The sequence below is a fragment of the Vibrio sp. 10N.286.55.E10 genome (assembly GCF_002872555.1).
Lineage (GTDB): Bacteria > Pseudomonadota > Gammaproteobacteria > Enterobacterales > Vibrionaceae > Vibrio > Vibrio crassostreae.
In genome coordinates this window covers 427410-453441 of the sequence record NZ_MCSD01000035.1, presented here as the reverse complement: position 1 = coordinate 453441, position 26032 = coordinate 427410, and the positions used below count along the sequence as shown (strand labels likewise).

The window sequence follows — 26032 nt, the reverse complement described above, 5'->3', positions numbered from 1 at the left end:
TCCTCGCCTACTTCGCTTTTTCACGGTTAAGATAAAGTAGAGCACCATTTAACATCATGATGAACACTAGAAGTACAACACCTGTTGCGTACAGTGCGTTAGCGTGAACGCCACTTGCGTAAGACATTTCAATTGCAATGTTTGCTGTTAGCGTACGAGCCGAATCCAAAATACCTTCTGGCATTGCTGGCGCGTTACCCATAACCATGATGATTGCCATCGTTTCGCCAAGTGCGCGACCGATACCCAAAATCACACCAGTCATAATGCCTGAACGTGCAGCAGGAACGAGTAGCTTAAAAATTGTGTAGATTTTCGAAGCGCCCAGTGCAAGTGAACCTTCTTTGTATGTACGAGGTACAGCACGAATCGAAGTTTCAGAAACCGTGATAACGGTAGGAAGAATCATGATACCCAGAACAATGATACCTGCCAGGATAGTATTACCGGCTGGTACTTGGAAAATGTTCTGAATCATTGGAACGATAATTACCAGACCGAAGAAGCCGTAAACTACCGACGGGATACCAGCTAGAAGCTCAACTGCTGGTCGAATAATATCTGCCAGACGCTTTGGAGCAATCTCAGCAATAAAAATAGCGGTTAATACACCAACTGGCACACCAACAACTACAGCTCCAAGTGTCGAAACGATCGAGGCAACGATCATGGTTGCAACACCGAATAGAGCTGGAGGTAACCAGTCAACACCCAGAACGATGCCAGAAACACCCGCCTCTTGGAATGCAGGGATACTCTCTGCAACGATAAAGTAAGCGATAACGGCTAGTGATACGATGCCGATTACAGCACTCGATAAGAACAAGCCGTGGAAGATTCTTTCTCTCCAGTCGATGCGCTTCTTAGCACGTAGACTTGGCTTGTTGATTTGAGTCGCTTCAGTATTCATAAGCTTTTCACTATTTGCGATGGTCATATATAAAATCTCAAACTTTGTGGCTCAACAAGAGCTCGAAATAGACAAAGTTGAAAGAAAAGGCTCAGCCTAAGTTAGGCTGAGCAATAATTAAGTGTTGGTCAGTTAAGATTAGTTAACTGTGATGTAGCCTTTTTTGTCAGCGATAGCTTGAGCTTCGTCTGCAACCATCCAGTCTAGGAATTGTTGAGTTTCAGCTGTTGGAGCGCCTGCTTTGTAAAGAACTAGGAAAGGACGAGCAACTTTGTAAGAGCCGTTCTTAACGTTATCAACTGATGCTTCTGCGCCGTCGATAGTTAGAGCTTGAACTGTGTTGTCTACAGTACCAAGAGAGATAAAGCCGATAGCGTATGGGTTGCTAGCTACAGAAACTTTAAGTGCGCCGTTACCGTTTGCAACTTGTGCACGTTGAGAGATAGCCGATACTTTCTTGTCGCCAATCTTCTTCTTAAGTTTCATGATGTCTTCGAATGCACCACGTGTACCAGATGCAGTATCACGAGTGATTGCTACGATTGGCTTGTCTGCACCACCAACATCTTTCCAGTTAGTGATGTCGCCTTTGTAGATTGAAGTGATTTGCTCAGCTGTAAGAGCAGATACTTCGTTATTTGGGTTAACAACAACTGCGATACCGTCACGAGCGATAACGAGCTCTTTCAGGTCAGCTGTTTTCTCTTCTTCTTTTAGGTCACGAGAAGAGATACCAAGGTCAGCACTTCCATTTTTTGCTGCTTTGATGCCTGCAGAAGAACCCGGTGCTTGAATTTCGATGAACACTGGTTCGCCTTTATTCATGTAGGTTTCTGCAAAAACTTCAACCAGTGGAGAAGCACTGTTAGAGCCAACTACAGAGATAGTTTCTTTAGCTGAAGCTGTATTCACTGTTAGAGCGCCTAGTAGTGCGATTGCACCGATAACTGTCTTTTTCATCACAAATTTCCTTTAGTGGCGTTATTGCCGTAATGTTGTTTTGCTTGAACGGTGCCCACTTTAGAATCTGAATGTGACAGTTGTGTTTCACTTAATTGAAGGCTATATGACAACTACAATTTATTTTCTTGTTTTCCCCCTACCAAATAAACCTTGAAGTAATAAATTAGCCTCACTTATAGGCACTGAATATTCATTCCAACCTATTTAAGCCAAACCGCTCAATATCTCGCCATCCCTTTCATTACCTAATACCACACAGGGTTCTGTGTTAAATAACCCTATCTTAAAAATGGCTAAAGCCTTGTTTGTACGATAAATAATCAGAATTTATGAAATACCTATCGCATATATCAAAATCGAATCCATTACTGATTGAATTGTCATTCTCAGAAGTTAGAATCACTGACTAATAACAATAATAACAATTGCTTCTGCTCATTTATTTATTCAAAGAGGGACATTACATGCGCCAACTTCTCAGTGGCTTATCGATAAAAATACAAATTCTCATTCCAGTACTCTTTTCTGTCGTATTACTTTTGACGGGTGTCATCATCGGTGGTGACAAACTGGAAAACGCTTTTAAAGATGTATCAACAGCAACCGATCAACTCATCCTACATAAAGAAGAACTCAGTGAAATCGTCGACAACAGCTATGGCATGCGCATCAAAGCGATCTACAGCCTATTCAATGCTGATGACGTAAAAACACTGGTTGAAACACTAAACCAAAAACGCGACCAAAATACTCGCCTACTGAACTCATTAGACACAGTGCCAGGCATGCAAGATGAAGTAGCCGCAATGAGCAAAGCGATGAATCACTATGTCGATTTTTCTCGCACCACTATGCTTCCTCTATTAAGAGCAAAACATGGCAGCGCAGCGCTACCTTCTGACTTTGATAACCGCTATCAGATCGCAATCGACCAATATCGTCACGCGGGTAACGAAATGGTGCAAGCTATCAACCTCCTCTCAAAGCAACTGAACCGTATTGCCACTCAAGAAGTGGACATCAATGGCCAGCAACACACCAGCACACTCAACACCGCAACCATCGCACTGTTAGTGATTCTTTCAATCGCATTAGTCATCAGCTGGACGCTAGCTGGCATCATTGTTAAGCCGCTTAGCAATATCCAAGAAACCATGCGCGAAGTAGCAAAAGGTAACCTGCTAGTAAAAGCGGAAGAGCATGGCGACAACGAAATATCTCGCCTTGCCCAAGACGTAAACAAATCCGTTGAGCAATTGCGCGACACCGTAAGTTCACTATCTCGAATCAGTATTGAAGTGGCGTCTGCATCAACAGAGTTGGCGGCAGTAATGACGCAATCAAGTGCGAACTCTGATCAAGAGAAGCAAGAAGTGGAACAAGTGGCTTCTGCCGTGAACCAACTTGAGAGCACAGCATCGCACGTAAACGAGAATGCAGTACAAGCCGATTCAGCTTCCAAGCAAGCCGACGAAATGGCGACGCACAGTATGAGCTTGTTTAATGAAAGCAACCAAGCCAATGAGCAAATGGCGATTCAGCTCAGCGAAGCTGCGAACGTTGTAGGCACGCTAAAAGAGCACTCTGAACAAATTGGTAAAGTGATTGAGGTGATTCAAAGCATCTCTGAACAAACTAACCTGCTTGCGCTTAACGCAGCAATCGAAGCCGCACGAGCTGGTGAGAGTGGCCGTGGTTTCGCAGTTGTAGCCGATGAAGTTCGAATGCTGGCTGCTCGTACGCAAGATTCAACCAAAGAGATCCAAGCAATTATCGAAGGCTTGCAGGTTCAATCGGGTAACGCCAATGAGAGCATGAGCAGTTCACTGTCTATGTTAGAGCACAACCAAACACTCTCAGGCGAGGTGAGCGCAGCACTTTCTGGTATTGCTAACTCAGTAACCGACATGACAGAAATTAACACTCAAGTTGCCTCTGCCGCAGAAGAACAAAGCCAAGTGACAGCAGACATCAACCGTAATATCTCAAACATCTACAGCCTAGTAAGCCAAAACGTAACCGGTATTACTCAAGCCGCAGCAGCGAGCCATGAGCTATCTAACCTAGCCGAGCAGCAAAAGCAGCAGTTGGATTATTTTAAGGTTTAAGGGATAAAGACATTTAGCTTTATTTACCTTGCAACTCACCCATAATAAAAAACCAGTCACTCTTGACTGGTTTTTTATTTTCGATAGATTTTTGACTAAATCACCAAACCTTACTGGCCGTTCTCAGCGGCTCTGATTCTCTCAATCGCTTCTACCCTTCTAAGCTGTTGTGGCTGAAAATGAGCTTCTCTAAGCTGAGCGATCGTCTCTTGTTGCTCAATTGTCGAGAGGGCTGAGTCATTCAAAATGTCATTTCGTTCAACAAAATAAATCTCTAAAGCTCCTTCAAAGTCCGCTCTTTGTTTATCGAGTGCTTCGAGCCTCTGTGTCGCTTCTTCGCCAACCAGTTCATTTCTCTTCAAGTATTTACCTTGTTCGTCTAGACCTTGTGAGTTGGATAGTTGCTGTAATAAAACCTGATTTTGATGACTGGACTGAACATAATCGGGTTGTTCAGATAGGTAAGATTCAAGCCTTTGCTGATATTCTTGTTCCTCTAGCCCTTCTTGTTTCAGAAGTAACTTTTCTAAAGCGATTTCCCTCATTTTATTGTCATGGGTAAACAGGATACTTATCTCGCTCTCACTGAAAAATTGAGTTTGAAGGTCAAGCAGAGCTTGATTCAGCGCGCGTAAGTCCTCTGCGGATATTGAGGTGGTGTCGAATTGAACATCCAATGTTGTCAGTGCCGACTTGTACTCAAGATACTTTGCGAACAATGCTTCATCGACCACCGCTGCTTGTGATTGCTCGTGGTGATTTGCCACATTGTCACGAATCTCTTCGAGGGTTAATTCTGTATTGCCTGACACGAAATATTCCATCATGTCTTTGGCTGACGCACTATCGATTTCGGTATCTTGTTGAGAGCTAACCTTCAATGAAGAAGCGCTTTGTTCGTTGTTATTATATGAACTTACCTCTTCCTTCTTTAGATATAAAAAGACCGCCGCTGTGCTCATCAGGGCTATCGTGGTTATCGACAAAATGGCGGTCTTTTTCATTATATTTTCCTTATGATCTTAACTTTGGGCAGCGCGACTTACAGGCCAGCCAACTTCAATCGATTCGCGTGTTGGCGATATAACGTCACTGGATCAGTCTCAAAGAGATGATGAATACCCAACAACCCATTAATCTCATCTAGGTGGTTCATTTTGTAATCATCACCAATCACTTTGCCCAAATGCGCGCTACATGCTCCCACTAACCCGTCATTAGGTTCATTAAAAGCTAAACCAAGGATTGTCATCGCTCCGTCGGTAGGATCCAGAAGGTTGGTAAAAGTGGAAGATCCTGTCCATGAATAGTAATAAACACCGTTGTTTGCTTGCCATTCACCATCACCACACGCAGACGTCGGAACGCCTTCAGGGTAAAACTGGTTGAATGCAAGCGAACCTTCAGTGGTCAACGCTTCAAGAGATGCAAGGCCATCTTGGTCTAGATCCGTTCCACCAGATAAAAGGTTAATCAGTGTCGTCAATCCACCAGCCAACTTAACCGCGATACCTTCCGCAGCTGAGCCTTCTGATACGCTTCCACGCACGAGATCGGCAACTTTAGATCCTTTATGGACGCCACCAATGCTTGTCACTGAGGCTACCAGATCAGGACGAACTGAAGCCACATAGCGCGCTGTTGGTCCGCCGTGGCTGTGACCAACTAGGTTCACCTTACTTGCCCCGGTCGCGGCTAACAGTGTTTCAACTTGAGCCAGCAACTGCTCTCCACGCACTTCAGAGCTGTTGGTCGCAGAAACCTGAGCGACGTATACACTCGCGCCATCTTTTGTCAGAGATTCCGGTACGCCATAAAAATAGTCGACGCCCGCCAATGTATCGAAGCCAAACAAGCCATGTACCAACACAATGGGATATTTCGTTTCAGTGTATCCGCTGACTTCTAATGCCGATGCGCTCGTTCCTGCATAGGCACCAAAACTGGATAGACAAGCTATCGTCCAAATTAATATCTTTTTCAATGCTCTTTCCTTAAACAGATTAGACCTCTGATGAGTAAAAGAACCGTAGTTGATGATTTTATAAAACAGAAAGTAGGGACTCGATATTTGTGAGATTGAACTGGAATTAAACAGTAGTGATGAACATTGCTCAACCAAAGTCACAATAAACGATAAAACAAGTAAGCAATTGATTAATAATAATTAAGTGAGATAACTATTAATAGTAAATGTTAATAAAGTAGGTATGGACTCTCGCCCAGATAAAAATTAATGAACGCAAAACCGTTGAAAGTTGGATCTATGTAACACTTATTATACGTGCTTCATATGAGTTGTTGACGCAACAATGAGTAATATTCAATACATTGCCTAAATGATATTTATTCTTATTATTAATAATAAAGTAATTAACCTTACTTACTTTGCTAAATGAGTACTCTAAAATGAAGAAAATGATCTTGGTATTTACGTTGACAATGCCTCTAATTGCATCAGCTATCGCCGATACATCAATGCCTCTAGATGCAACAATTCCTGACGAAGTAGCACAAGGGCAGATGCTTGATACACGATCATATATCAGATGCTGGTACCGAACCGACATATCGAATGACTCAGTTGCAACTGATTGGAAATGGGCAAGAAACGAAGATGGCAATTACTACACTATCGATGGATATTGGTGGTCGCCCTCATCGTATAAAAACATGTTCTTTAGTGGAACACCACAATCAGAAATAGAACAACGTTGCGAAGAGACACTAGACATCCAGCATGATGCCGCCGACATCACTTATTTTGCAGCAGACAGTCGGTTCTCCTACAACCACTCAATATGGACCAATGACGAAGAACTCCAAGACAATAAAATTAATCGAATCATCACATTTGGGGATAGCCTTTCTGATACTGGAAACTTATTCAACGGTTCGCAATGGGTTCTTCCGAATGCCAACTCATGGTTCTTAGGTCACTTCTCAAATGGCTTAGTCTGGACAGAGTACCTAGCTAGAGAGAAAAACATACCTCTGTATAACTGGGCAGTTGGTGGGGCGGCAGGCACAAATCAGTATGGAGTCCTCAAAGGAGTTTATGACCAAGTCACGTCGTACCTGAAATACATGGAAGCCGCGAAGAATTACCGTCCAGAAAACTCGTTATTTACTTTGGAGTTCGGCCTTAACGACTTTATGAATTACGAACGATCGGTGGCTGATGTAAAAGCTGATTTCAGCAGCGCTCTAATTCGTTTAACGGGAAGTGGTGCTCAAAACATTTTGCTCTTCACTCTCCCTGACGCCACAAAAGCTCCACAATTTAAATACTCGACAGAAGATGAAATTTCTATTGTGCATAGCAAAATAATTGAGTTTAACCTCTTCATCAAAGAGCAAGCTGAGTATTACCAAGCTAGGGGGGTCAATGTCGTACTTTTCAATGCTCATGATCTGTTTAACCACATTACTGAAAACCCGCAGCAACATGGATTTCAGAACGCCACAGATGCATGTTTAGATATTCAGCGCCATTCAGCTTCCGATTACTTATATCGCCATAGCTTAACTAACGAATGCGCAACCTATGGTTCAGACCGATATGTGTTTTGGGGCGTGACGCACCCAACTACCGCAATCCATAAATATCTAGCGGATAATATTCTCATGTCTTCATTTTCGACCTTCGACTTTGAATAGATGCAAGGATAGGTGTCCTTTCAAGCTTTTCAGAAGTTAAATGAGCATAGGGCAAGATAAAGAGAGACGAGAAATAGACAAGGTACAGACACAAAAAAACCGCCATCATCGGCGGTTTTTTATTTGCATCAACCTTTCAAAGCTAAGCTTTTAGGTCACGCAAGTTGATTACTCGTCGTCCACTTTTGGTGCGACTTTCTTCTTAGGGATAAACACGGTATCACCCACTGCCACATTTTGGTGGAAGCTCTTATCACGTTTAACTGGCTTCTTCGCTGTCTTCTTCGCTTGAGGTTTGCCCGCTTTCTTAGCTGGACCGCCCTTCTTGAAGGCTGGTTTACGAGGCTTGATGCCTTTGAACTTACCTTTTAGGCCTTCAAGCACTGAGAAAGTTAGATCTTGTTGAAGGTAAAGCTCAACACGCTTGAAGCTGTCCCAGTCTTTTGGACCAACCAAAGAGATTGCATCGCCTTTGTTACCTGCACGGCCAGTACGACCAACACGGTGAACATACTCTTCGGTGTGCTTCGGCATATCAAAGTTAATAACGTGGCTCACGTTTGGAATATCGATACCACGAGAAGCAACATCGGTTGTTACCAAGATTTTGTAAACCGCACGCTCAAACTGGCTCATAATAGCATTACGTTGCGTTTGGTTTAGGTTACCACTCAGTGCAACCGCTTTAAGCTTCTTCTCGTTCAACTTATCTGTTAGACGATCGGTATCAGCACGAGTTGCAGTGAAGATCATTACCTGACGGTATTCAGCTTCTTCTAGTACACGGTCTAGAATCGCTTCTTTGTGATCGAGGTGATCACATAGGTAGAATTTCTGAGTGATATCTAAATGCTGCTCGTTAGAAACACCAACAGAGATACGCTTAGGCGCATCTAGCATTTCATTGGCAATGCCGTTTACTTCAGCGTGATCTAACGTTGCAGAGAACATTAGTGTCTGACGACGACGGTGTTTAGCAGCATTAGCAATGCGACGAAGTTCTGGAGCGAAACCCAGGTCAAGCATACGGTCTGCTTCATCAAGGATTAGCGTTTCAACACCATCTAGGAACAATGAACGATGTTCTAAGTGGTCAGCAAGACGACCTGGAGTTGCAACGATAAAACGAGGGTACTTACGCAGTGCTTTAACTTGGTCGTTAAAGTTTTCGCCACCCAAGATAAGCGCCGCTTCGTAAGATAAACCACCAAGCATGCTACGCAGTTCACCATAAACTTGCTTAGCCAGCTCACGAGTAGGAGCCAAAATTACACCACGAGGATCTTTAGCAGAAAACGCTTTTGTTTTTAAAGCCTTATGTATCATTGGCAACACAAACGCCAATGTTTTTCCTGATCCCGTTTTTGATGAAGCCAATAGATCCTTACCAGCAATAGCAACAGGGATCGCTTTTGATTGGATCTCTGTCGCCTTCTTGAAGTCGTAATGTTTTAAGTTCTTCAGTAAGCGGTTATCTAAGCCTAAATCTTTAAAGTGCAAAGGACTCTCCAGTCATGATGGTATTGAATAAAATTAATTTAACGTGACATGATACCGCGAAAGTACTTTATAAGGATAGAGATCACAGTAAATTTATCCTTTAATCTATCTCTAGCTAGAACATTGTATGCATTGCCAACAAAGGGATGGCTCTCCAAGAACACATTACAGTCGCCTCTAAACCCTTCATCTCATAAGTGAGACAGAACGTGATGCTCAGCTAATTACCTCAAAAATTTAGCAATTTCTTTATTTATTGTTTTTGCAGTTAAAAAATTAGTCGCTACAATCATTAATGAAGCGACTATATGATAGAGAATGTATAGCGCATCTTTTGATGATAAATAAGCAAGGAGTTCTTATGAATAAGACGTTAATCGCAGCTGCAGCCTCAGTTTTCATTTTAGCCGGTTGTTCTTCAGAGCCAGAAGAAGCTGCAGTGTCAGAAATGGATCAACTAACTAACCAAGTTGCTCAACTTACTAGCGAAGTTGAAGCACTTAAGAGTGACAAAGCAGCCGCAGAAATGAAGGCACAAGAAGCAGAAGCAGCCGCTATGGCAGCAAAAGAAGAAGCGGATCGTGCTAACGAACGTATCGACAACATCGCTGAGTCGTACACTAAGTAGTTTGAGATCTAAGTGCGATTAAGCTGTAGTTTAAATAAGTCGCAAAAGCAGTATATGGACAGCACCACCTCTTAACGGATGTGGTGCTTTTTTTTTGGGCGATACTAACTTGAGTAGAAGGGACTAATTCGAGTAGAGAAAGGGAAACCGCCCCTTGTTACAGAAGAGGCAATCGAATTAAAACTCAATCACAGGTGGTGCTATCTCTACAGGCACGCCGTTTTGAGCAAAGATAACCGCCTTCGCTTTTGAATTAGGCAGTTCTGCGTCTTCAAGCCACCATTTTAATTCCACAGGGATCTGTAATGATTTCTTTGAACCATCACTTCGAGTTAATGGTTCGTGCGCTTCGACAAACACACTTCTATCTGGCTCTAGTGACACTTTGATTGGCTCATTGATAATGGTGACCTGTTCGCCACGGTTCACTTGCTCAAACAGCCATTCAATATCCTTAGGTTCCATTCGGATACAACCAGAGCTAACTCGTAAACCTATTCCGAAGTCTTTATTAGTACCATGGATCAAGTAGTCACCAGCGCCATAAGCAAGCCTCAAAGCGTACTCACCCAATGGGTTTTCCGGTCCGGCAGGAACCACTCTCGGTAATTCAATGCCCTTTTCAAGATACTCTTTGCGGATTGAATTCGGTGGCGTCCATGTTGGATTCGGTCTTTTTTGACTTATCTTGGTGATCATCTCGGGGGTATCGCGTCCCACTCGACCGATGCCGACAGGAAAAACATGTACTTGATTTTTATCGGGCTCAAAGTAGTACAACCTCAACTCAGCAAGGTTGATAACAATCCCCTTTCTTGGGGTATCAGGCAGAATCAGACGACTTGGAATGCTCAACACATAACCTTCCGCGGGAAGAAAAGGATCCACTCCTTTGTTGGCTGCCATTAAAGAGAGGAAACCAATATCGTATTGCTTGGCAATGATGGCCAAGGTTTCGCCCGCCACCACTTCATGCTGCTGTATTCTGCCCACGATACGGCTTTCTGTTGGTGGCAATTCAAAGGTTGCAGCAGACACCCACGATGAAGCTATTCCACTGGCAAGCAAAGTAGTTCTTACAACAAGCGATGCTGCCCTGTGTAGTCGGGTTTTCATTGACTGCAAAGGCGTCGAGTTAGCGCAATACGACATACAAATCCTTGGTTTGTCTTTTATCAAAGTTTAGATTATCGCTGATCAAACGTCTCTACAACGTATTGTTGTCTCGAAACTGATAGGCAACAAGTTTATATGTGGGCCTTTTCCTCTCATTGGCTTGCAATTTACCCATACAAAATCGATTGCCTTTACGCTTTCAACACATTTGGTTATCAATATTAATAAAACTATAATGACAGACCTATTTTGTGACTAAAGTCTCATGGAGCCACGTTCTAACTCGCTAATATTGCCTCAACAAAACGAATTCAATTCAACAGAATCGGTAATTGATTAAATCCTGTTCCTATAATTACCGTTTAAACTTTGGAGAACGACCATGGCTACACCTCATATTAATGCTCAAGCTGGTGATTTCGCAGAAACAGTACTTATGCCGGGCGACCCGCTTCGCGCAAAATACATTGCAGAAACATTCCTTGATGACGTGAAGCAAGTTTGTGACGTTCGCAACATGTTTGGCTACACAGGCACTTACAAAGGTAAGAAAGTTTCTGTAATGGGCCACGGTATGGGTATCCCATCATGCTGCATCTACGTACACGAGCTTATCGCTGAGTACGGTGTGAAAAATGTTATTCGTGTAGGTAGCTGTGGCGCAGTACGTGACGACGTTAAACTAATGGACGTTGTTATCGGTATGGGTGCTTCTACTGACTCAAAAGTAAACCGTATTCGTTTCAACAACCACGACTTCGCGGCTATCGCTGATTTCGGCCTTCTAGAAGAAGCAGTAAACCAAGCACGTGCACAAGAAGTTCCAGTTAAAGTTGGTAACGTATTCTCTGCTGACCTTTTCTACACTCCAGAAGCTGACCTTTTCGAAAAAATGGAAAAACTAGGCATCCTAGGTGTTGATATGGAAGCAGCTGGTATCTACGGTGTTGCTGCAGACCTTGGTGCTAAAGCATTGACTATCCTAACAGTATCTGACCACATCATCCGTGGCGAGAAACTAAGCTCTGAAGAGCGTCAAAAGTCTTTCAACGACATGATGAAAGTTGCTCTAGAGACAGCAATCAACATCTAACGACTTGATAAAAGATACATTGAAAAGCGTTACCCCGCAGCCAAGCTCGCTTGGCTGCTCAAATAATCCCGAGGGGGAGATCGTGTCTAACGACAAGCTGCCAAAAGATGCGGATGGTTTGCAACTCAACTTTTGTAAAACATTGGCGTGTGACAACTTTGGCTTGAGCGATGCAAAACGGTATGTTTTGCAACACGCTAACCCTAAGCGTCCAGCGATGGTTTGTCGTGAATGTGGAGCTTTCCCCCCCTTACTTAACAATCGTGAAGTGTTAAGCGAACTTCATCGCCTAAGACAACTTCACAGCGATGGGCTCCCTGCTTGTCGTAATGATGATTGCGATAACTTCGGCTTATCGGTTCATACCCACAAACATCTTTATCATGCCTTCGGCTATAGTGGCGACAGGCAGCGTTATCGATGCAAAGACTGCCAATCAACCTTCGTTGATAAATGGTCTGGATCCAATAAAAAACTTCAATTTCAAGAAAACCTCATGGGCTTACTGTTCATGGGCTATTCCGTACGTGAAATCTGTAGAAAATTAGAGATCAATCCAAAGACTTTCTATGATCATGTTGACCATATCGCGAGCCGTTGTCGTCGTAAATTAGCGATGATCGATGCACGATGGGTTAACCATGCGAAAGATTACGAGTTCGCATCTCACTACCAGCGTCTACAGCCACAAAGTAACAACGGTGTGGTTTGGATAGCGACTGGCGAGGCGCATTCTGGCTACATCCTTTGCCAACACGTTAACTACTCTCAAAATGAAGAGCCATCAGGGAATGTCGACCACAACCCTTATGATGATGTTGCACGCTTTGTATCCAAAGAGCACTCTTCAGAAGCGAATCTCGAACTACCTCAGCCCTCTGACAAACTAAAAGAGCGCATTGAACAGCAGTACCAAGTGATTCTTGCGAGAGGTAACGTTGAGGACCCTATGGGTAACCTCACCACATTTAGCTACCCTTCAAAAGGCGCACTAATTCGACCGCCTTATACCTCTTATGCTCACTTCCTACATGTATTGGATATGTGTAATGAAGACAAACATGTCGCCATCTATATGCCACAAGATCCATTACTAAGATCTGCCGCTTTAAGCGTATGTTTGCCGCGCATTCAGAGTCAAAATATTGACCTTATGTATGTAGAGGAAGATTCAGGCTGGCAAGACGATCAAAGTTTTGAAAAGATCGACATCGTTCATATGAGTTGGTGGCGAGATCGTTGGGCTATTGCGAATCAAGGTGATAATCAGAAAGGCATCTGCTACCTAACAGGTAACAATCCAGAACCAAAACAGTGGTTTAACACGGCCTCAATTCAACAAACTAAGTTCTATCAACAGCGCTTTCAGCTGTTATTTGATAGCTTCATCAATGAGCCCAGACGTAAACTTCGTCCTGGGGGCATTCTTCCATTGCTCGACATATTTAGAGCTTGGCACAATCTGTGCTACCAAGATAAGCAAGGGCTCACGGCAGCGCAACGCTTGGGCGTAGCAGAGCAGCCATTAACTCTAAAGCAACTACTTTCATAGCAACAAAGCCTCTAGATAATTATTCGGGAACTCATTGATTTTAAAGCAACAACATGAGGTAACACCCATAATTAGAAAAGATCGATGTTCCTTTGACGCTCTAAGAAAGATAATTGGTGCTTATCTCAAATTACACTCTTATAATGATTGTGTTATCAATATGTTCGATAATCATGGATCTAAGTCTTGGACAAAAATCAGTACCTTCTTGAAACAGAATTAGAAAAACTCAAAACTCGTGTTGACTCTGAGCCATCGGTGATCCTAGAGATCGCTCAACAGTGCCTAGTCAGATCAGAGCAAGTTCTGTTTGAAGAGGGTGCCATCCAGTCATTGATGTTAATGGCAAGGTGTAGCTGGAACCTGATGGATTACCAGAAAGGTTTAAAGCACATCAAGGAAGCCTATAAGCGCCAAAGCCGATTAGATACCGACCTTTTTCTCCCTGAAATCCTCCATTTACACGCTCTCCAGTTCTGGGGGCAAGCCAAATATTATTCCGCCCAACAGTTTTGGATCAATGCTTTAGAGCAATCTGCGTTGGTTGATGAAGTCGAAATTCAAATTGAATGCCTCATTGGTCTCGGCAATATTTGGCGAATGACCCACGAATATAAACTTGCACGTTCTACTCACCAACTTGCCGTTAAAGTGGCTAACAACAGCCGCATTGGTTGGTTAGAGGGCAAAGCCAGAATACTGCTCGCGTGGGATTACTATCTGCTCAACAACTATGTTGAAATGCTATCGGTACTAGACGGTGCAGAAGAAGCATTAAAAGACCATAAAGATAACACTTGGCATGCAGAAGTATGGGACTTCCGAGGCCTTGCTCTACTTGGTCTTGAACGCTTAGATGACGCAGAGCGCGCCACTGCCAAAGCGCACAGTCTGGCAGTTGAACACAACCTAGTTTGGATGAAGGCGCATTCATACATCAGTCGAGCTCGATTGGATCTCCTGAGAAAAAGGCCAGAACAAGCGGCAGAACTACTGAGACTCGCTGAACAATCCGCCAATGAATTTGATAATGGTGAATTGCTTAGCCAAATTTGTTACCAACAGTCCTTGGTTGCAGAAGAAAACCAGGATTTCAAAGCAGCATTAGTCGCCTTTAAAAAGTACCGTCAATATTCTATCGGCATGCTTAAAGAGCAAACTAATCGTGTCGGTTTGGACAAAGCACGCAGTTCAAAACGCCAGCTTGAACAGAGGGCACGAAAGCTGATTAATCGTATTCGTGGCCAACACGAATACGATCCTGAAAAGCACCTATCTTACGTTGTCTCTGAAACCTTTTGGTGGGAAAAACTGGTCCTCTTTAAGACAGAGCTTAAGCGTTCAAACCACAGCATCATTATGTTCCATCATGTCGATACTGATTACTTAGATGTCTGTACCGAGATTGCTCATGCTTTATGTAACCAGAATGACTTCATTGCAAGGCTAAGTTCTGAACGTGTGGCTCTTATGCTTTCCGAAAAAGGCGAAGCCGCAGAGCAAACCTTCCAAACTCTCAGCACCATGCTTGATATTTATCCTTGGCATAGAAAAGGATTAAAAGGTTCAAGACCGACCGTCAGCCTCAATGATATTTTGACGTTCCCGTTTACGCTTGAACAATTAGAAGAAGACGATGCTGAGGTAATAGAATAATGGAAACGCTATTAAGCAAGATCACAGACGCCGGTTTAGACCCTTCATCGGTATCAGGTGAAGAAGCGATCATCTTCTGGAACCACATTCGCCAGCACGTTTCGACAACGCAAACAGAGCAAGCGCACTGCTATATCATCAGCTCTGAATACCGTGCCGAGTTACAACAAAATCAAACCAGTATCGAAGAGTTGAGACGAGCACTCGATCTGCTCCACCTTCCTGCCGATATTGAAGACATTCTGACAGTCAAGACCAGCCTAAGTGACCGCTTAGTTGAAATTGGTGATTACACGTCAGCACTCAATGAATTCATCAGTTCATCGACAATCGCGGTTGAACACGGCCATATCGATGAGTATGTACTAGCAATTTTAGGCATGGGGAACCTGTGTGATTCCTATGGCGATCACAACAGAGCCCTTCGTTATTACCAAAAAATCAGCAGCATAGACCATGCGATAAGCAGTCGCTCACTTCGCCTCAAATTCAAGCTGCATATGGTGGCGAGCTTGCTTCTGCTCAACCGTATTACTGCAGCCAGCGATTTACTGAATGAGTGCGAAGAACTGAGTATTTTGGTGAGTGACAAGTTACTCACAGCTCAAATATTGCTTTACCAAGCAAAGGTGCTGCGCGCTAAGAAAAAATATCATGAAGCGCTACGCTGTCTGTCCAAGGTTCAATACCCAGCCAACAGCACTCAAGCAAGCTGGCTTTCGACTATGACTCGTCTAGAGCTAGCACATTGTCTAAGTGCAACTGGCAAGCAAGACTACGCGAGCATGATTTTGTCGAGCACAGACAAACGTGTGAAAGCCTACTCGTCGCCAGTGCTTGCGAAGCGATTCTACGATTCGCTGAGTGACGTGTGTATGAATCAAGGACGTTTTCAAGAAGCGCTAAGCTATGAGAAAAAAGGCTACCGAATTGAAACCGATCTAATGAAGCAGATCCCGATCAGTGAACTCGGTGCAAGCCAGTTACGCCGCTTGTCTCGTTTTGAGTTACAACTCAAACTCATTCTCTCTGAACAAGAAAACAAAGAACTAAAAGAGACGACTGAGCAACACAAGAATGCGGTTGCTCAACTTCAACAAGACGTATTCACCGATCCATTGACAGGATTACACAACCGTCGTTGGTTAGATGTGAAACTGAAAGATATGCTGCTGCACGACACCTCTTTCGCATTGATGGTTATCGATATTGACCACTTTAAGTCTATCAATGATGAACTAAGCCACTTAGTGGGTGATAAAGCGATCGTCAGCGTCTCTCAAGAGCTTAGATCGTACTTCAAGTTCAGAGGTGCATCCTGTGTACGATTTGGCGGAGAAGAGTTTTTGGTCATCCTAGAGAACAGCGATCTCGCTAAGGCAGAAATGCACTCTGAAAATTATCGAGAACGTATCTTCCAATTCGGATGGCATGAAATACTTGGGGAGCGCGGTTTGACCGTAAGTATCGGTATCACTTTGCATCGTGACGGAGAGAATACTCAACGCACCTTCTACCGTGCCGATAAAGCGCTATACCGAGCTAAAGCCAACGGCCGCAATCAAGTCTGTACAGAGTAGAGCCATGACACTTTTTAGCTCTGTAGTTCTGTAGTTCTGTAACTAAAAGCCTGCCCCTTATTGATAAAAGAACAGAGAAATTCCCGCAAGGGCGACAAGTGTGCCGATGACACTTTGCTTTGACACTTTTTCCCCTTTCAGCGCATAAATAACCAAAATAAAGACAGGGCTGGTCGCTATCAACGTTTGTGCAACCGCAGGGTTAGCATTTTTCAGCGCCACTTGCTGGAGCCAAAGGGCGAGAAACGTCCCAACAAAGATCGCCCCTAATAACCAAAGTTTGTCGAGCTTGGTCATTTCCCATAAATCTCTTTTTATCGATGAATACGGCTTCTTTTCAACGAAAGGGATAATCAGCATTACGGCAAACACGCCAATCGTCAGGCGAATCAAAGCACCTAACAATGGTGGAATGTCACCCGCCACTAACGCGTAATGAGAAATAACCACACCAGATGCCTGACAAACACTCGCCACAAGCCCATAACCAATGCCACCCCACTCCGCTTTGTCATTCGAATCACCGCTCGCCGATTTTGATGGCTGGAAGACGACGAAGGTCACCGCTAGTGTTGTAATCACGACACCGAGCCAGCTTTGCAATGTCAATACAGCGCCAAGGAACATCAACGCAAATACACCAGAAAGAGGCGGTGCCAAAGATTCCAATAGTAAAGTCTTATTGGCGCCGATTCTTTTCAATGCCGCAAAATAGGCGCTATCTCCGATCGCTATTCCAATTACACCTGAAATTGCCAATATCAGAAAATGGTTGGTACTAAGCTCAAAATCCGGCATTGGGATAAGAGGCATTACCAGCAACATCATCCCAGATGCCACTACACCCTTAACAATATTCAGTTGCATTGCAGAGAAGCGATGTCCAAATTGTCCATAAATCCATGTCGCACACGCCCACACAATCGCAGCACCAATGGCCGCCAATTCACCTACATACATCCGTGTTTGTCCTTTATTTTTTGTTGTTATGACTATGGCTATGGCTATGGCTATGCGCATCGTTTGAATCGGAACTGTCATCATGTCAGCTTGAATACCAACAAAGAAGCCGAAATAACTTCTTCAAATACGATTGAATTTTATAAGATCCATCCATGCTTTGAGTCACATAAGAAGCGACAACATATTATTTCAAATTGGTAAATCATTTTTATAACAATTACTTGGATGATAGCGTAGTATATTTATAACTTAACATCTAACATTACAAGGATCTGTTATGTTTTTAGACTACTTTGCACTCGGTCTACTGATTTTCGTAGCATTAGTCATCTTTTACGGCATCATCGTTATTCACGATATTCCCTATGAAATTGCGAAAGAACGCAACCACCCTCATCAAGATGCCATTCACGTCTCAGGCTGGGTTAGCCTATTCACTTTACACACTATTTGGCCGTTCCTTTGGATTTGGGCTACGTTGTGGCGCAAAGATCGTGGCTGGGGCTTCGCTAAGCTTGAAGAAGAACAACACGACATTCATCACCGTGTCGACTCTCTAATCGACCAAGTGAGCACACTTCAGGACGAAATTGCCCAACTCAAACAAACGGCTACTGTGCAAAACAGCACAGAGAAAGAGACCACCAACGTTCAAGATCAGGAGGCTAAGTAATGGATTTACTGCTGATAATGACCTACGCGGCACTTTGTATTACGATTTTCAAAGTATTCAATATCCCTCTAAACAAGTGGACGGTTCCAACTGCGGTACTTGGTGGGGTCGTACTCATAGGTACTTTGATTCTATTGATGAACTACAACCATCCGTTTACGCAAATCGGTAACCAAGTTTACTCAACAACACCGATTGTTTCTGGTGTGCGCGGCAAAGTAATTGAAGTTCCTGTTGAAGCGAATAAGCCTCTTCAGAAAGGCGATATCCTTTTCAAGATCGACCCTATCCCTTTTGAAGCGGCCGTTGCAAAACTGGAAGCGCAAGTCAAAGAAGCGAGCCAAGGCGCTCTAGGCTTAGAGTCTCAAGTGGGAGAGGCTGAAGCCGCCAAAATAAAAGCAATTGCAGAAAGAGACAAAGCACAGCGTGAATTCTCTCGATACAAACGTGGGTTCGAAAGTGGCGCATTTACCGAGCAACAACTCGATACTCGTCGACAAGCGTACAAAGGTGCAGAAGCTGCAGTGAAAGTTGCAGAGGCGAATCAACAACAAGCTCAAATCGCACTCAACTCAGAAATTGGTGGCGAGAACACAGCCGTTGCAGGTTTACTTGCCGATTTACGTAAGGCCCAATTTGACTTAGACCAAACTATCGTTCGTGCGCCAACAGATGGTTATGTGACGCAACTTGCCCTTCGCCCAGGTGTCATGGCCGTGCCACTTCCACTGGCTCCAGTGATGACATTTGTTCACACCGAAGCTCAGTTCTACACCGCTGCTTTTAGACAAAACTCATTGCAGCGTCTGCAACCAGGGTTCGAAGCTGAGTTCTTATTCAGAGCCCTACCAGGCAAAGTGTTTAAAGGCCGTATTGATGAAGTATTGCCTGCGATTGGTGAGAGCCAATTCCAAGCTCGAGGTGCTTTACTAGGTACTGATGCTCTGCGTACCAGTGGTCGCGTGTTTGTTAAGTTAACCATCACAGATGACCTATCTGAATACCATCTACCTATGGGTACTGCGGTTGAGGTTTCGGTTTATTCTGACAGCTTCACTCACGTATCTATCATGCGTAAGGTGCTTATTCGTATGAAGAGTTGGCAAAACTATCTATACCTAGACCACTAAACGGTCGTAGATATGCGACGAAGCCACTTAACACATTGTTAAGACGAATGAAAAAGCCAGACCCTGCTCTGGCTTTTTTGTTGCTTGATTAACCGTAAAATTGCGCTTTTTACACGATATTTAAGTGTTCAGATGGAATTTTAGACATCTAGACACTTACCTTCCCTTATGGAAGGGTTCTACTGTATAATGCGCGCCTTATTTTTTATATTTGCCCAAAAAACGTTCTCATTGAGACGCATATTAATAATGGCGAATATTCGTTCTTTATTCAGCTTTATCTTTCAGTATTCGAGGTTATCTATGAACTTTTCAGCTAAAACAGTGGTCGTTATTGCCATTGGCGCGGCACTGTACGGCATTGGTGGTTTACCTATGTTTGGTGTTCCAGTGTTTGCGAACACGACATTGAAACCAGCGATGGCAGTCCTAGCACTATTTTCTGTTTTGTTCGGCCCAATTGTTGGCTTCTTAGTTGGCTTTATCGGTCACTGGGTTACGGATCTGTTCGCAGGTTGGGGCGTGTGGTTAACTTGGGTTTTAGGCTCAGGTATAGTAGGCATGGTTATCGGCTTGTTCCCTATGATGACTAAGAACCGTCTTCAACAAGGCGAACTGCCAATGAAAGATTTTGTATTGTTCGTGATACTGGCCCTTGCAGGTAACGTTGTAGGCTATGGCTGCTCTGCGTTCCTAGACACCATCCTATACGCAGAACCGTTTACTAAAGTCTTCACTCAACTGTCTATCATCGCAGCGGGTAACACCGTTCTGATCGCTGTTGTGGGCTTCCTGATCCTAAAATCAGTCGCTAAACGCAACAAACAAAGCCGCAACCTGACTGAGGCATAAGCGATAATGACTATAGCATTTTCGAACTTCTCTTTTAGATATGAGTCGCTGGATAAACCGACGCTAAAAAATATCAATCTAAGGATAGAGAAAGGAGAGAAAATCGTCATTATTGGACCAAGTGGTAGTGGTAAATCTACCCTAGGTCAGTGTCTCAATGGTTTGATACCTCATGCAATCAAAGGTGAGGTAACGGGCTCTTTAGAGATAAACGGCAAGAATACCTCTGAGTTTTCGATGCACGATTATACCGAGCAAGTCGGCACGGTATTACAAGATACTGACAGCCAGTTTGTGGGTTTAAGTATCGGTGAAGATATCGCTTTCGCACTCGAAAACCAGTTGATGTCGAACATTGATATGTACCCGTTAGTTAAGTCGACTGCAAAAATGGTCGACCTAGCGGGCATGCTTGAGCGTTCACCTCATGACCTTTCTGGTGGTCAAAAGCAGCGAGTATCATTAGCGGGCATCTTAGTTGACGACGTTGATATCTTGTTGTTTGATGAGCCTCTAGCAAGCCTTGACCCTAAAACGGGTAAGGCAACGATTGAGATAATCGACCAGCTGCATAAAGAAACCAACAAGACCATCGTGATTATCGAGCACCGCCTCGAGGATGTCCTACATCGCGATATCGACCGCGTGATCTTAATGGAACGCGGTGAAATCGTCGCTGACACGACACCCGATGAAATCTTGGCTTCTGAATTACTTGATACACACGGTATTCGTGAACCGCTTTACTTGTCGGCGCTTAAGGCGGCGAAAGCCCCACTAACCAGCGAAGACAAGCTGTCAAACCTCAAAGCTTTAGACTACAAAAGGTTCCGCCCTGCTGTTCAAGCTTGGTTTGCTGAGCGCCCAGCCCCGGTAGCAGAGAAGCAGTACCCACCTTTACTCGAAGTTCATGGTCTGACTTATTCTTATGACGGCGAGAAGAACGCACTCGAAGATGTCAGCTTCAAGATTGGCAAAGGTGAGTTTGTTTCGATTCTGGGCAAAAACGGTTCGGGTAAATCAACCATCACTAAACTCATCATGGGTGTGATCGATGCCGATTCAGGCTCTTCCTATCTAAATGGTGAAGACCTATCTGAACTTTCTATCTTTGAAAGAAGCCAGAAAGTCGGTGTCGTGATGCAGAACCCAAATCATATGATCTCGCATCATATGATTTTTGACGAGGTTGCTTTTGGTCTTCGTAACCGCAACATTGCAGAAGAGCTGATCACAGAAAAAGTAGAGCATGTTCTTGAGTTGTGTGGGCTGAGTAAGTTCCGCCACTGGCCGATTGAAGCACTGAGCTACGGTCAGAAAAAACGTGTAACCATCGCGTCTATCTTAGTACTGGAGCCTGAGCTTCTTATCTTGGATGAACCGACTGCAGGTCAAGACTACCGTAACTACACATCGATGCTGGCATTCATCCAAAAGCTTAATCGTGATTTGGGTATTACTGTTGTAATCATCTCACACGACATGCACCTCGTTCTAGAGTACACCACACGTTCAATCGTGATTGCAGACAGCAAGCTGATTGCCAATACCGCGATGACAGAAGTATTCAGTCAGCCTTCGCTGTTAGAACGCGCAAATCTTTGTACCACCAGCATTTATGAACTCGCGACCATGATGAAAATCGACGACACCAATGCATTTATGCAGTACTTCATCGACTACGAGAGAAGTGCTCAATGAATGCATCAAAAGTAAAATTCGGCATCAATTACATTGATACCAAATCACCGCTACACGCTCTCAATGGCATCACCAAGTTTGCACTGTTTTTAGCTTGGGTAACCGTTGTTCTTACAACGTTCGATCTTAGACTCATCGTTGTTTTGATCCTGACTGGCTTATATCTATTAAAGCTGACTCAAGTTCCTGTTCGTGTTTACAAGCCGCTATTGATTGGTACTGCAAGTGTTCTGAGCCTAAATGCTTTGTTCATGTACCTGCTTGCTCCGCAGCAAGGTACAGAGCTCATCGGCAGCGAAACCTTATTGCTGACATTACCGGGTAACTACTCGTTGAGCCAAGAGACTTTGTTTTACTTAGTCACTGTCACGCTCAAGTATATGAGCATGTTCCCGATAGCGTTGATTTTTGTCTTCACAACGCATCCAACTGAGTTTGCAGCGAGTCTCAACCGTATCGGAGTTCCTTACAAAATTGCTTATGCGGTGAGTTTAACCCTGCGTTACTTGCCTGAGGTTAAGAAGGACTTCATCAATATCATGCACGCTCAACAGGCTCGTGGAGTAGAACTTTCCAAGAAAGCACCATTCATTACTCGCATCAAAAATGTTGCTAAAGTGTTAGGGCCATTGATTTTTTCAAGCTTGGATAGAGCAGATGAGATCTCAAATGCGATGACACTGCGCGGTTTCGGACGACATAAATCTCGCACTTGGTATAGCTATGCACCTTTGAAACGTATCGACTTTGTTTGTTTGAGTGTCATCGCTTTTATCGTGGTGTTAGCCATTGCGAAACGCATTCTAGAGCCGCAGTTATTTTGGTATCCGTTCTAGCTTTCTGAATTAGCAATATAAACAAAGACTTTAGATAACACACCGCTCAATAGAGCGGTGTTTTTATATGGACTTAGAGCTGGTTGAAATTCAAGCGAACGATCTATATCTATCGAATTTTGACGATAAACTGACGTTTTTATTACCTCTAGGCTTTGAGATCTCTATAAGAAACTATTAATATATGTGTTTACAGAATGTTACACTCAATAGAGATTTGTAATGGCTCGAATTACCCAAGCTCAGAAAATAGAAAATCAAAAAAACTACGATGAAATCGTATTAAATCTTTTTCTAGCAGAAGGACATGAAGCGCTAACTTATGCAAGGATTGCTCAAGAAATCGGCATTAGTTTAACTACGTTGCAAGGGTACTATCCTTCAACACGTGCAGTAAGAACTGTCTTACATGAACACGTATTAGCTATTATGATGAAGTCATTAGACTTTTCAGATCAGGAGACGTTTTATCGCTCTTGGCAAAGCGCACTTACTGAAAAACCTTTTAGACACTCTATCAAACTAATGTTTTTCCATGCATCGCAAAACTGTGTTCCAGAAGAGTTCAACTTACAAGTTGATGGTGAATTTCGCCAAAAGATGACTGAAAGGTTCGGGGCTGATGCAAGGGCGATCATTGAAGTGGTCATTGGACGCTCACTACTACAACTCACCAATTTTAGTAGAACTCCAACGTAAAACAGCAACTGACAACAAAAAAATGGGAGCCTTTCGGCTCCCGTCTTATTTTAAGCTAGCGCTTATTTCAACTTATAGAATATTGTTGAAAGTGGCGGTAAACGCAGCTCAATCGAAGTGTCTAGACCTTCGCTTTCTACCGATTCAATCTCAGCTGTCTGCTTCACTTCAAAACCACTGCCCGCATAATCAGTTGAGTCTGTATTCAACAGTAGTGAGTACTCACCTTTTTCAGGAACACCTAAGCGGAAATGCTCGTGAGGAACGGGTGTAAAGTTAGAGACAACTAATACACGCTCACCAGATTCACTGATGCGCTCATGTGCAAGAATGCTCGCTTCAGCAGAGTCCTGTAGACGCCACTCAAAGCCTTTCGGGTCAAAATCAAGATCGTGCATTGCAGCTTCAGAGCGGTACAGATTATTCAGGTCTTTCGTTAAACGCTGAACACCTTGATGACGATCATAATCTAACAAGAACCATTGCAATTGGTCATCATGGTTCCATTCGGCCGTCTGACCAAATTCTGCACCCATGAAATTCAGCTTCTTACCCGGCTGAGCATACATGTAACCCATATAAGCACGAAGGTTTGCCGTTTGCTGCCATTCATCACCAGGCATCTTGTTGTGGATAGAGCCCTTACCGTAAACCACCTCATCGTGAGACAGAGACAATACGTAGTTCTCACTGTGAGCGTAAACTAACGGGAAGGTAATCGTATCGTGGTGATATTTACGGTTGATTGGATCTTCTTGGATGTAAGACAAGCTATCGTGCATCCAACCCATGTTCCACTTAAAGCCGAAACCTAAGCCGCCCATAAAGGTCGGTGCTGAAACACCCGGGAAAGCGGTAGACTCTTCAGCAATTGTCATCGCATTCGGGAAGTGCTTGTATACTTCTTCGTTCATCCACTTAAGCGTAGCGATAGCATCGTAGTTTTCGTTGCCGCCGTCTGCGTTCGGAATCCATTGATCATGGCTGCGCGAGTAATCGAGGTAAAGCATCGAAGCGACTGCATCAACACGAATGCCATCAATGTGGAATTGCTCGAACCAGTACAATGCGTTAGAAACTAAGAAGCGACGTACATGCTCTTTGCCTAAATCGTAAATGTACGAGTTCCAATCTTGGTGCCAACCACGACGTGGATCTGGATCATGGAACAATGGCGTACCGTCGAAGTTTGCTAGGCCGTGATCATCACTTGGGAAGTGAGCAGGAACCCAATCCAGAACAACACCAAGACCCGCTTGGTGACACTGATCGACGAAGTATTTGAAATCATCTGGAGAACCAAAACGGCTAGTCGGTGCAAATAGACCTACTGGCTGATAGCCCCAAGAACCGTAGAATGGGTGCTCTGAAACTGGCATTAGCTCAACGTGCGTGTAGCCAAGATCTGTTAGGTATGGGATCAGCTCTGCCGCAAGCTCGCGATAATTTAAGAACTCACCTTCAGCGTTACGCTTCCAAGAACCCGCGTGCAGTTCATAGAACGAAAGCGCTTCTTTACGCTTTTGTGTCACTGGACGATTCTGCCACTTAGTATCTTGCCACTCGTAACGAGCGTGATCGTAAGTCACAGAAGAAAATGATGGGTATTGCTCTGAGTAAAAACCCCATGGGTCGGCTTTATGCGGTAAGCCTTCGCCATTTGGTCCTTTTAATTCAAACTTGTATTGAGCGCCCTCTTCCAGTTCAGGAATGAATAGGCCCCACATACCGTAATCTAAGCGTTGCATTGGGTGGCGGCGACCATCCCAAGCGTTGAAGTTACCTATCAAGCTTGCCGCTGTTGCGTGCGGTGCATACACCAAGAAACGAGTACCTGCAATCGTCTGTCCATCACGCTCTAGCGTAATAAACTGAGCCCCCATGTGATGGTACATATCTTTCGGTGTGTGAAGATCTTCGTAGCTCGCGTACAGATCGTGGTACTGGTACGGATCATCGATGATCTGTTCTACACCAGCCCAATCAACCGCAAGCTTATAGTGAGTGAAACGCAAATCTCTCTCTTGCTTAAGAATGAAACCACTTTCACCCTCTCGCGATAACTCAATACGAGGTTCCTTTCCAACAATCAACTCGACTTTATCTGCTCCAGGAATCCATACACGTAATGCACCTTGATCAGAAGGTAAGTATGGACCTAAAAACGCAAATGGGTCTGTGAAGCAAGCCTGTGATAGTTGGGTATATATTTGTTTTTGCTTTGAAATCGAACTTAGTTCCAAAACGTTTCTCCCTAACCAAACATCCAAAAAATATAATACAAAAATGCCCGCTATTAGTGCGGGCAATATAACGACGGTTTATTCTACCAGATGAGCATTCATTATTGAGTGACCGAGGTTGTAGTTTCGTACGGCGTAAGCAAAAAACCACCTAATTTCAAGTCACTCA

21 protein-coding genes are annotated in these 26032 nt (G+C 43.9%); 13 read left to right on the top strand and 8 right to left on the bottom strand.

Annotation, left to right across the window (positions count from 1 at the left end):
• Nucleotides 1–7 precede the first annotated feature (7 nt).
• Both pstC and BCV39_RS18420 read right to left on the bottom strand, forming a co-directional pair.
• Nucleotides 8–937 (bottom strand): phosphate ABC transporter permease subunit PstC, encoded by a 930-nt coding sequence (gene pstC, locus BCV39_RS18425; RefSeq protein WP_019822958.1) that lies wholly within the window; start codon nt 935–937, stop codon nt 8–10.
• Nucleotides 938–1048: 111 nt separating this feature from the next.
• Complete coding sequence (locus BCV39_RS18420) at nt 1049–1870, bottom strand: phosphate ABC transporter substrate-binding protein (protein ID WP_048661033.1); 822 nt, start codon at nt 1868–1870, stop codon at nt 1049–1051.
• A gap of 467 nt (nt 1871–2337) precedes the next feature.
• Between BCV39_RS18420 and BCV39_RS18415 the strand changes: the two genes are divergently transcribed.
• Nucleotides 2338–3981, top strand: a complete 1644-nt coding sequence (locus tag BCV39_RS18415) for a methyl-accepting chemotaxis protein (protein ID WP_102432079.1) — start codon at nt 2338–2340, stop codon at nt 3979–3981.
• A gap of 110 nt (nt 3982–4091) precedes the next feature.
• Here the strand turns inward: BCV39_RS18415 and BCV39_RS18410 are convergent, their stop codons facing one another.
• On the bottom strand, nt 4092–4985 hold the full coding sequence (locus BCV39_RS18410) for a lipase secretion chaperone (protein ID WP_102319987.1): 894 nt from the start codon (nt 4983–4985) through the stop codon (nt 4092–4094).
• Between the two features lie 38 nt (nt 4986–5023).
• Nucleotides 5024–5965, bottom strand: a complete 942-nt coding sequence (locus BCV39_RS18405; RefSeq protein ID WP_102432078.1) for a triacylglycerol lipase — start codon at nt 5963–5965, stop codon at nt 5024–5026.
• Nucleotides 5966–6390: 425 nt separating this feature from the next.
• Between BCV39_RS18405 and BCV39_RS18400 the strand changes: the two genes are divergently transcribed.
• Nucleotides 6391–7641 carry an SGNH/GDSL hydrolase family protein gene (locus tag BCV39_RS18400; RefSeq protein ID WP_102432077.1) on the top strand — a complete coding sequence of 417 codons (1251 nt, stop codon included), beginning with the start codon at nt 6391–6393 and terminating at the stop codon, nt 7639–7641.
• Between the two features lie 168 nt (nt 7642–7809).
• On the opposite strand, the gene BCV39_RS18395 is transcribed toward BCV39_RS18400, so the two are convergent.
• A complete protein-coding gene (locus BCV39_RS18395; protein ID WP_102432076.1) occupies nt 7810–9141 on the bottom strand; it encodes a DEAD/DEAH box helicase in 1332 nt (443 codons plus the stop codon).
• A 361-nt stretch (nt 9142–9502) separates the two neighbouring features.
• Here BCV39_RS18395 and BCV39_RS18390 point away from each other — a divergent pair, with 361 nt between their 5' ends.
• Entirely contained in the window at nt 9503–9769 is a 267-nt protein-coding gene (locus BCV39_RS18390) for an Lpp/OprI family alanine-zipper lipoprotein (protein WP_017061882.1), read from the top strand.
• Nucleotides 9770–9946: 177 nt separating this feature from the next.
• On the opposite strand, the gene BCV39_RS18385 is transcribed toward BCV39_RS18390, so the two are convergent.
• Nucleotides 9947–10921, bottom strand: a complete 975-nt coding sequence (locus BCV39_RS18385) for a L,D-transpeptidase family protein (RefSeq protein ID WP_055319663.1) — start codon at nt 10919–10921, stop codon at nt 9947–9949.
• Between the two features lie 346 nt (nt 10922–11267).
• On the opposite strand from BCV39_RS18385, the gene deoD reads away from it, so the two are divergent.
• The 4 genes from deoD to BCV39_RS18365 all read left to right on the top strand — a co-directional run bounded on the left by deoD (nt 11268) and on the right by BCV39_RS18365 (nt 16766).
• A complete protein-coding gene (gene deoD, locus BCV39_RS18380) occupies nt 11268–11978 on the top strand; it encodes a purine-nucleoside phosphorylase (protein ID WP_048661021.1) in 711 nt (236 codons plus the stop codon).
• 82 nt (nt 11979–12060) lie between these two features.
• Nucleotides 12061–13530: a lactate dehydrogenase gene (locus BCV39_RS18375; RefSeq protein ID WP_048661020.1), complete on the top strand. Its 1470-nt coding sequence runs from the start codon at nt 12061–12063 to the stop codon at nt 13528–13530.
• Nucleotides 13531–13716: 186 nt separating this feature from the next.
• The gene (locus BCV39_RS18370) at nt 13717–15186 is read left to right on the top strand and encodes a hypothetical protein (RefSeq protein ID WP_048662428.1); all 1470 of its coding nucleotides are present in this window, start codon (nt 13717–13719) and stop codon (nt 15184–15186) included.
• A complete protein-coding gene (locus BCV39_RS18365) occupies nt 15186–16766 on the top strand; it encodes a GGDEF domain-containing protein (RefSeq protein WP_102432075.1) in 1581 nt (526 codons plus the stop codon). The genes BCV39_RS18370 and BCV39_RS18365 overlap by 1 nt, the downstream gene beginning before the upstream one ends.
• 57 nt (nt 16767–16823) lie before the next feature.
• On the opposite strand, the gene BCV39_RS18360 is transcribed toward BCV39_RS18365, so the two are convergent.
• Nucleotides 16824–17726, bottom strand: a complete 903-nt coding sequence (locus BCV39_RS18360) for a DMT family transporter (protein ID WP_102432074.1) — start codon at nt 17724–17726, stop codon at nt 16824–16826.
• Nucleotides 17727–18006: 280 nt separating this feature from the next.
• Here BCV39_RS18360 and BCV39_RS18355 point away from each other — a divergent pair, with 280 nt between their 5' ends.
• The 6 genes from BCV39_RS18355 to BCV39_RS18330 all read left to right on the top strand — a co-directional run bounded on the left by BCV39_RS18355 (nt 18007) and on the right by BCV39_RS18330 (nt 23620).
• On the top strand, nt 18007–18402 hold the full coding sequence (locus BCV39_RS18355; RefSeq protein WP_102432073.1) for a DUF3302 domain-containing protein: 396 nt from the start codon (nt 18007–18009) through the stop codon (nt 18400–18402).
• Entirely contained in the window at nt 18402–19532 is a 1131-nt protein-coding gene (locus BCV39_RS18350; protein ID WP_057623594.1) for an HlyD family secretion protein, read from the top strand. Before BCV39_RS18355 ends, BCV39_RS18350 begins: the two co-directional genes overlap by 1 nt.
• Nucleotides 19533–19835: 303 nt before the next feature.
• Nucleotides 19836–20384, top strand: coding sequence for an ECF-type riboflavin transporter substrate-binding protein (locus BCV39_RS18345; protein WP_004732085.1), 549 nt, complete (start codon nt 19836–19838; stop codon nt 20382–20384).
• A 6-nt stretch (nt 20385–20390) separates the two neighbouring features.
• Entirely contained in the window at nt 20391–22085 is a 1695-nt protein-coding gene (locus tag BCV39_RS18340) for an ABC transporter ATP-binding protein (RefSeq protein WP_102432072.1), read from the top strand.
• Nucleotides 22082–22921: an energy-coupling factor transporter transmembrane component T gene (locus tag BCV39_RS18335; RefSeq protein ID WP_055319657.1), complete on the top strand. Its 840-nt coding sequence runs from the start codon at nt 22082–22084 to the stop codon at nt 22919–22921. Before BCV39_RS18340 ends, BCV39_RS18335 begins: the two co-directional genes overlap by 4 nt.
• A gap of 222 nt (nt 22922–23143) precedes the next feature.
• Complete coding sequence (locus BCV39_RS18330; RefSeq protein WP_102432071.1) at nt 23144–23620, top strand: TetR/AcrR family transcriptional regulator; 477 nt, start codon at nt 23144–23146, stop codon at nt 23618–23620.
• Between the two features lie 62 nt (nt 23621–23682).
• Here the strand turns inward: BCV39_RS18330 and glgB are convergent, their stop codons facing one another.
• Nucleotides 23683–25863 carry a 1,4-alpha-glucan branching protein GlgB gene (glgB, locus tag BCV39_RS18325; protein WP_102432070.1) on the bottom strand — a complete coding sequence of 727 codons (2181 nt, stop codon included), beginning with the start codon at nt 25861–25863 and terminating at the stop codon, nt 23683–23685.
• Between the last annotated feature and the right edge of the window lie 169 nt (nt 25864–26032).

Bases quoted from the DNA above. Each gene is read 5' to 3' on its own strand.
- pstC (WP_019822958.1), bottom strand. From the start codon at position 937: ATGACCATCGCAAATAGTGAAAAGCTTATGAATACTGAAGCGACTCAA.
- BCV39_RS18420 (WP_048661033.1), bottom strand. From the start codon at position 1,870: ATGAAAAAGACAGTTATCGGTGCAATCGCACTACTAGGCGCTCTAACA.
- BCV39_RS18415 (WP_102432079.1), top strand. From the start codon at position 2,338: ATGCGCCAACTTCTCAGTGGCTTATCGATAAAAATACAAATTCTCATT.
- BCV39_RS18410 (WP_102319987.1), bottom strand. From the start codon at position 4,985: ATGAAAAAGACCGCCATTTTGTCGATAACCACGATAGCCCTGATGAGC.
- BCV39_RS18400 (WP_102432077.1), top strand. From the start codon at position 6,391: ATGAAGAAAATGATCTTGGTATTTACGTTGACAATGCCTCTAATTGCA.
- BCV39_RS18390 (WP_017061882.1), top strand. From the start codon at position 9,503: ATGAATAAGACGTTAATCGCAGCTGCAGCCTCAGTTTTCATTTTAGCC.
- BCV39_RS18385 (WP_055319663.1), bottom strand. From the start codon at position 10,921: ATGTCGTATTGCGCTAACTCGACGCCTTTGCAGTCAATGAAAACCCGA.
- deoD (WP_048661021.1), top strand. From the start codon at position 11,268: ATGGCTACACCTCATATTAATGCTCAAGCTGGTGATTTCGCAGAAACA.
- BCV39_RS18365 (WP_102432075.1), top strand. From the start codon at position 15,186: ATGGAAACGCTATTAAGCAAGATCACAGACGCCGGTTTAGACCCTTCA.
- BCV39_RS18360 (WP_102432074.1), bottom strand. From the start codon at position 17,726: ATGTATGTAGGTGAATTGGCGGCCATTGGTGCTGCGATTGTGTGGGCG.
- BCV39_RS18355 (WP_102432073.1), top strand. From the start codon at position 18,007: ATGTTTTTAGACTACTTTGCACTCGGTCTACTGATTTTCGTAGCATTA.
- BCV39_RS18350 (WP_057623594.1), top strand. From the start codon at position 18,402: ATGGATTTACTGCTGATAATGACCTACGCGGCACTTTGTATTACGATT.
- BCV39_RS18345 (WP_004732085.1), top strand. From the start codon at position 19,836: ATGAACTTTTCAGCTAAAACAGTGGTCGTTATTGCCATTGGCGCGGCA.
- BCV39_RS18340 (WP_102432072.1), top strand. From the start codon at position 20,391: ATGACTATAGCATTTTCGAACTTCTCTTTTAGATATGAGTCGCTGGAT.
- BCV39_RS18335 (WP_055319657.1), top strand. From the start codon at position 22,082: ATGAATGCATCAAAAGTAAAATTCGGCATCAATTACATTGATACCAAA.
- BCV39_RS18330 (WP_102432071.1), top strand. From the start codon at position 23,144: ATGGCTCGAATTACCCAAGCTCAGAAAATAGAAAATCAAAAAAACTAC.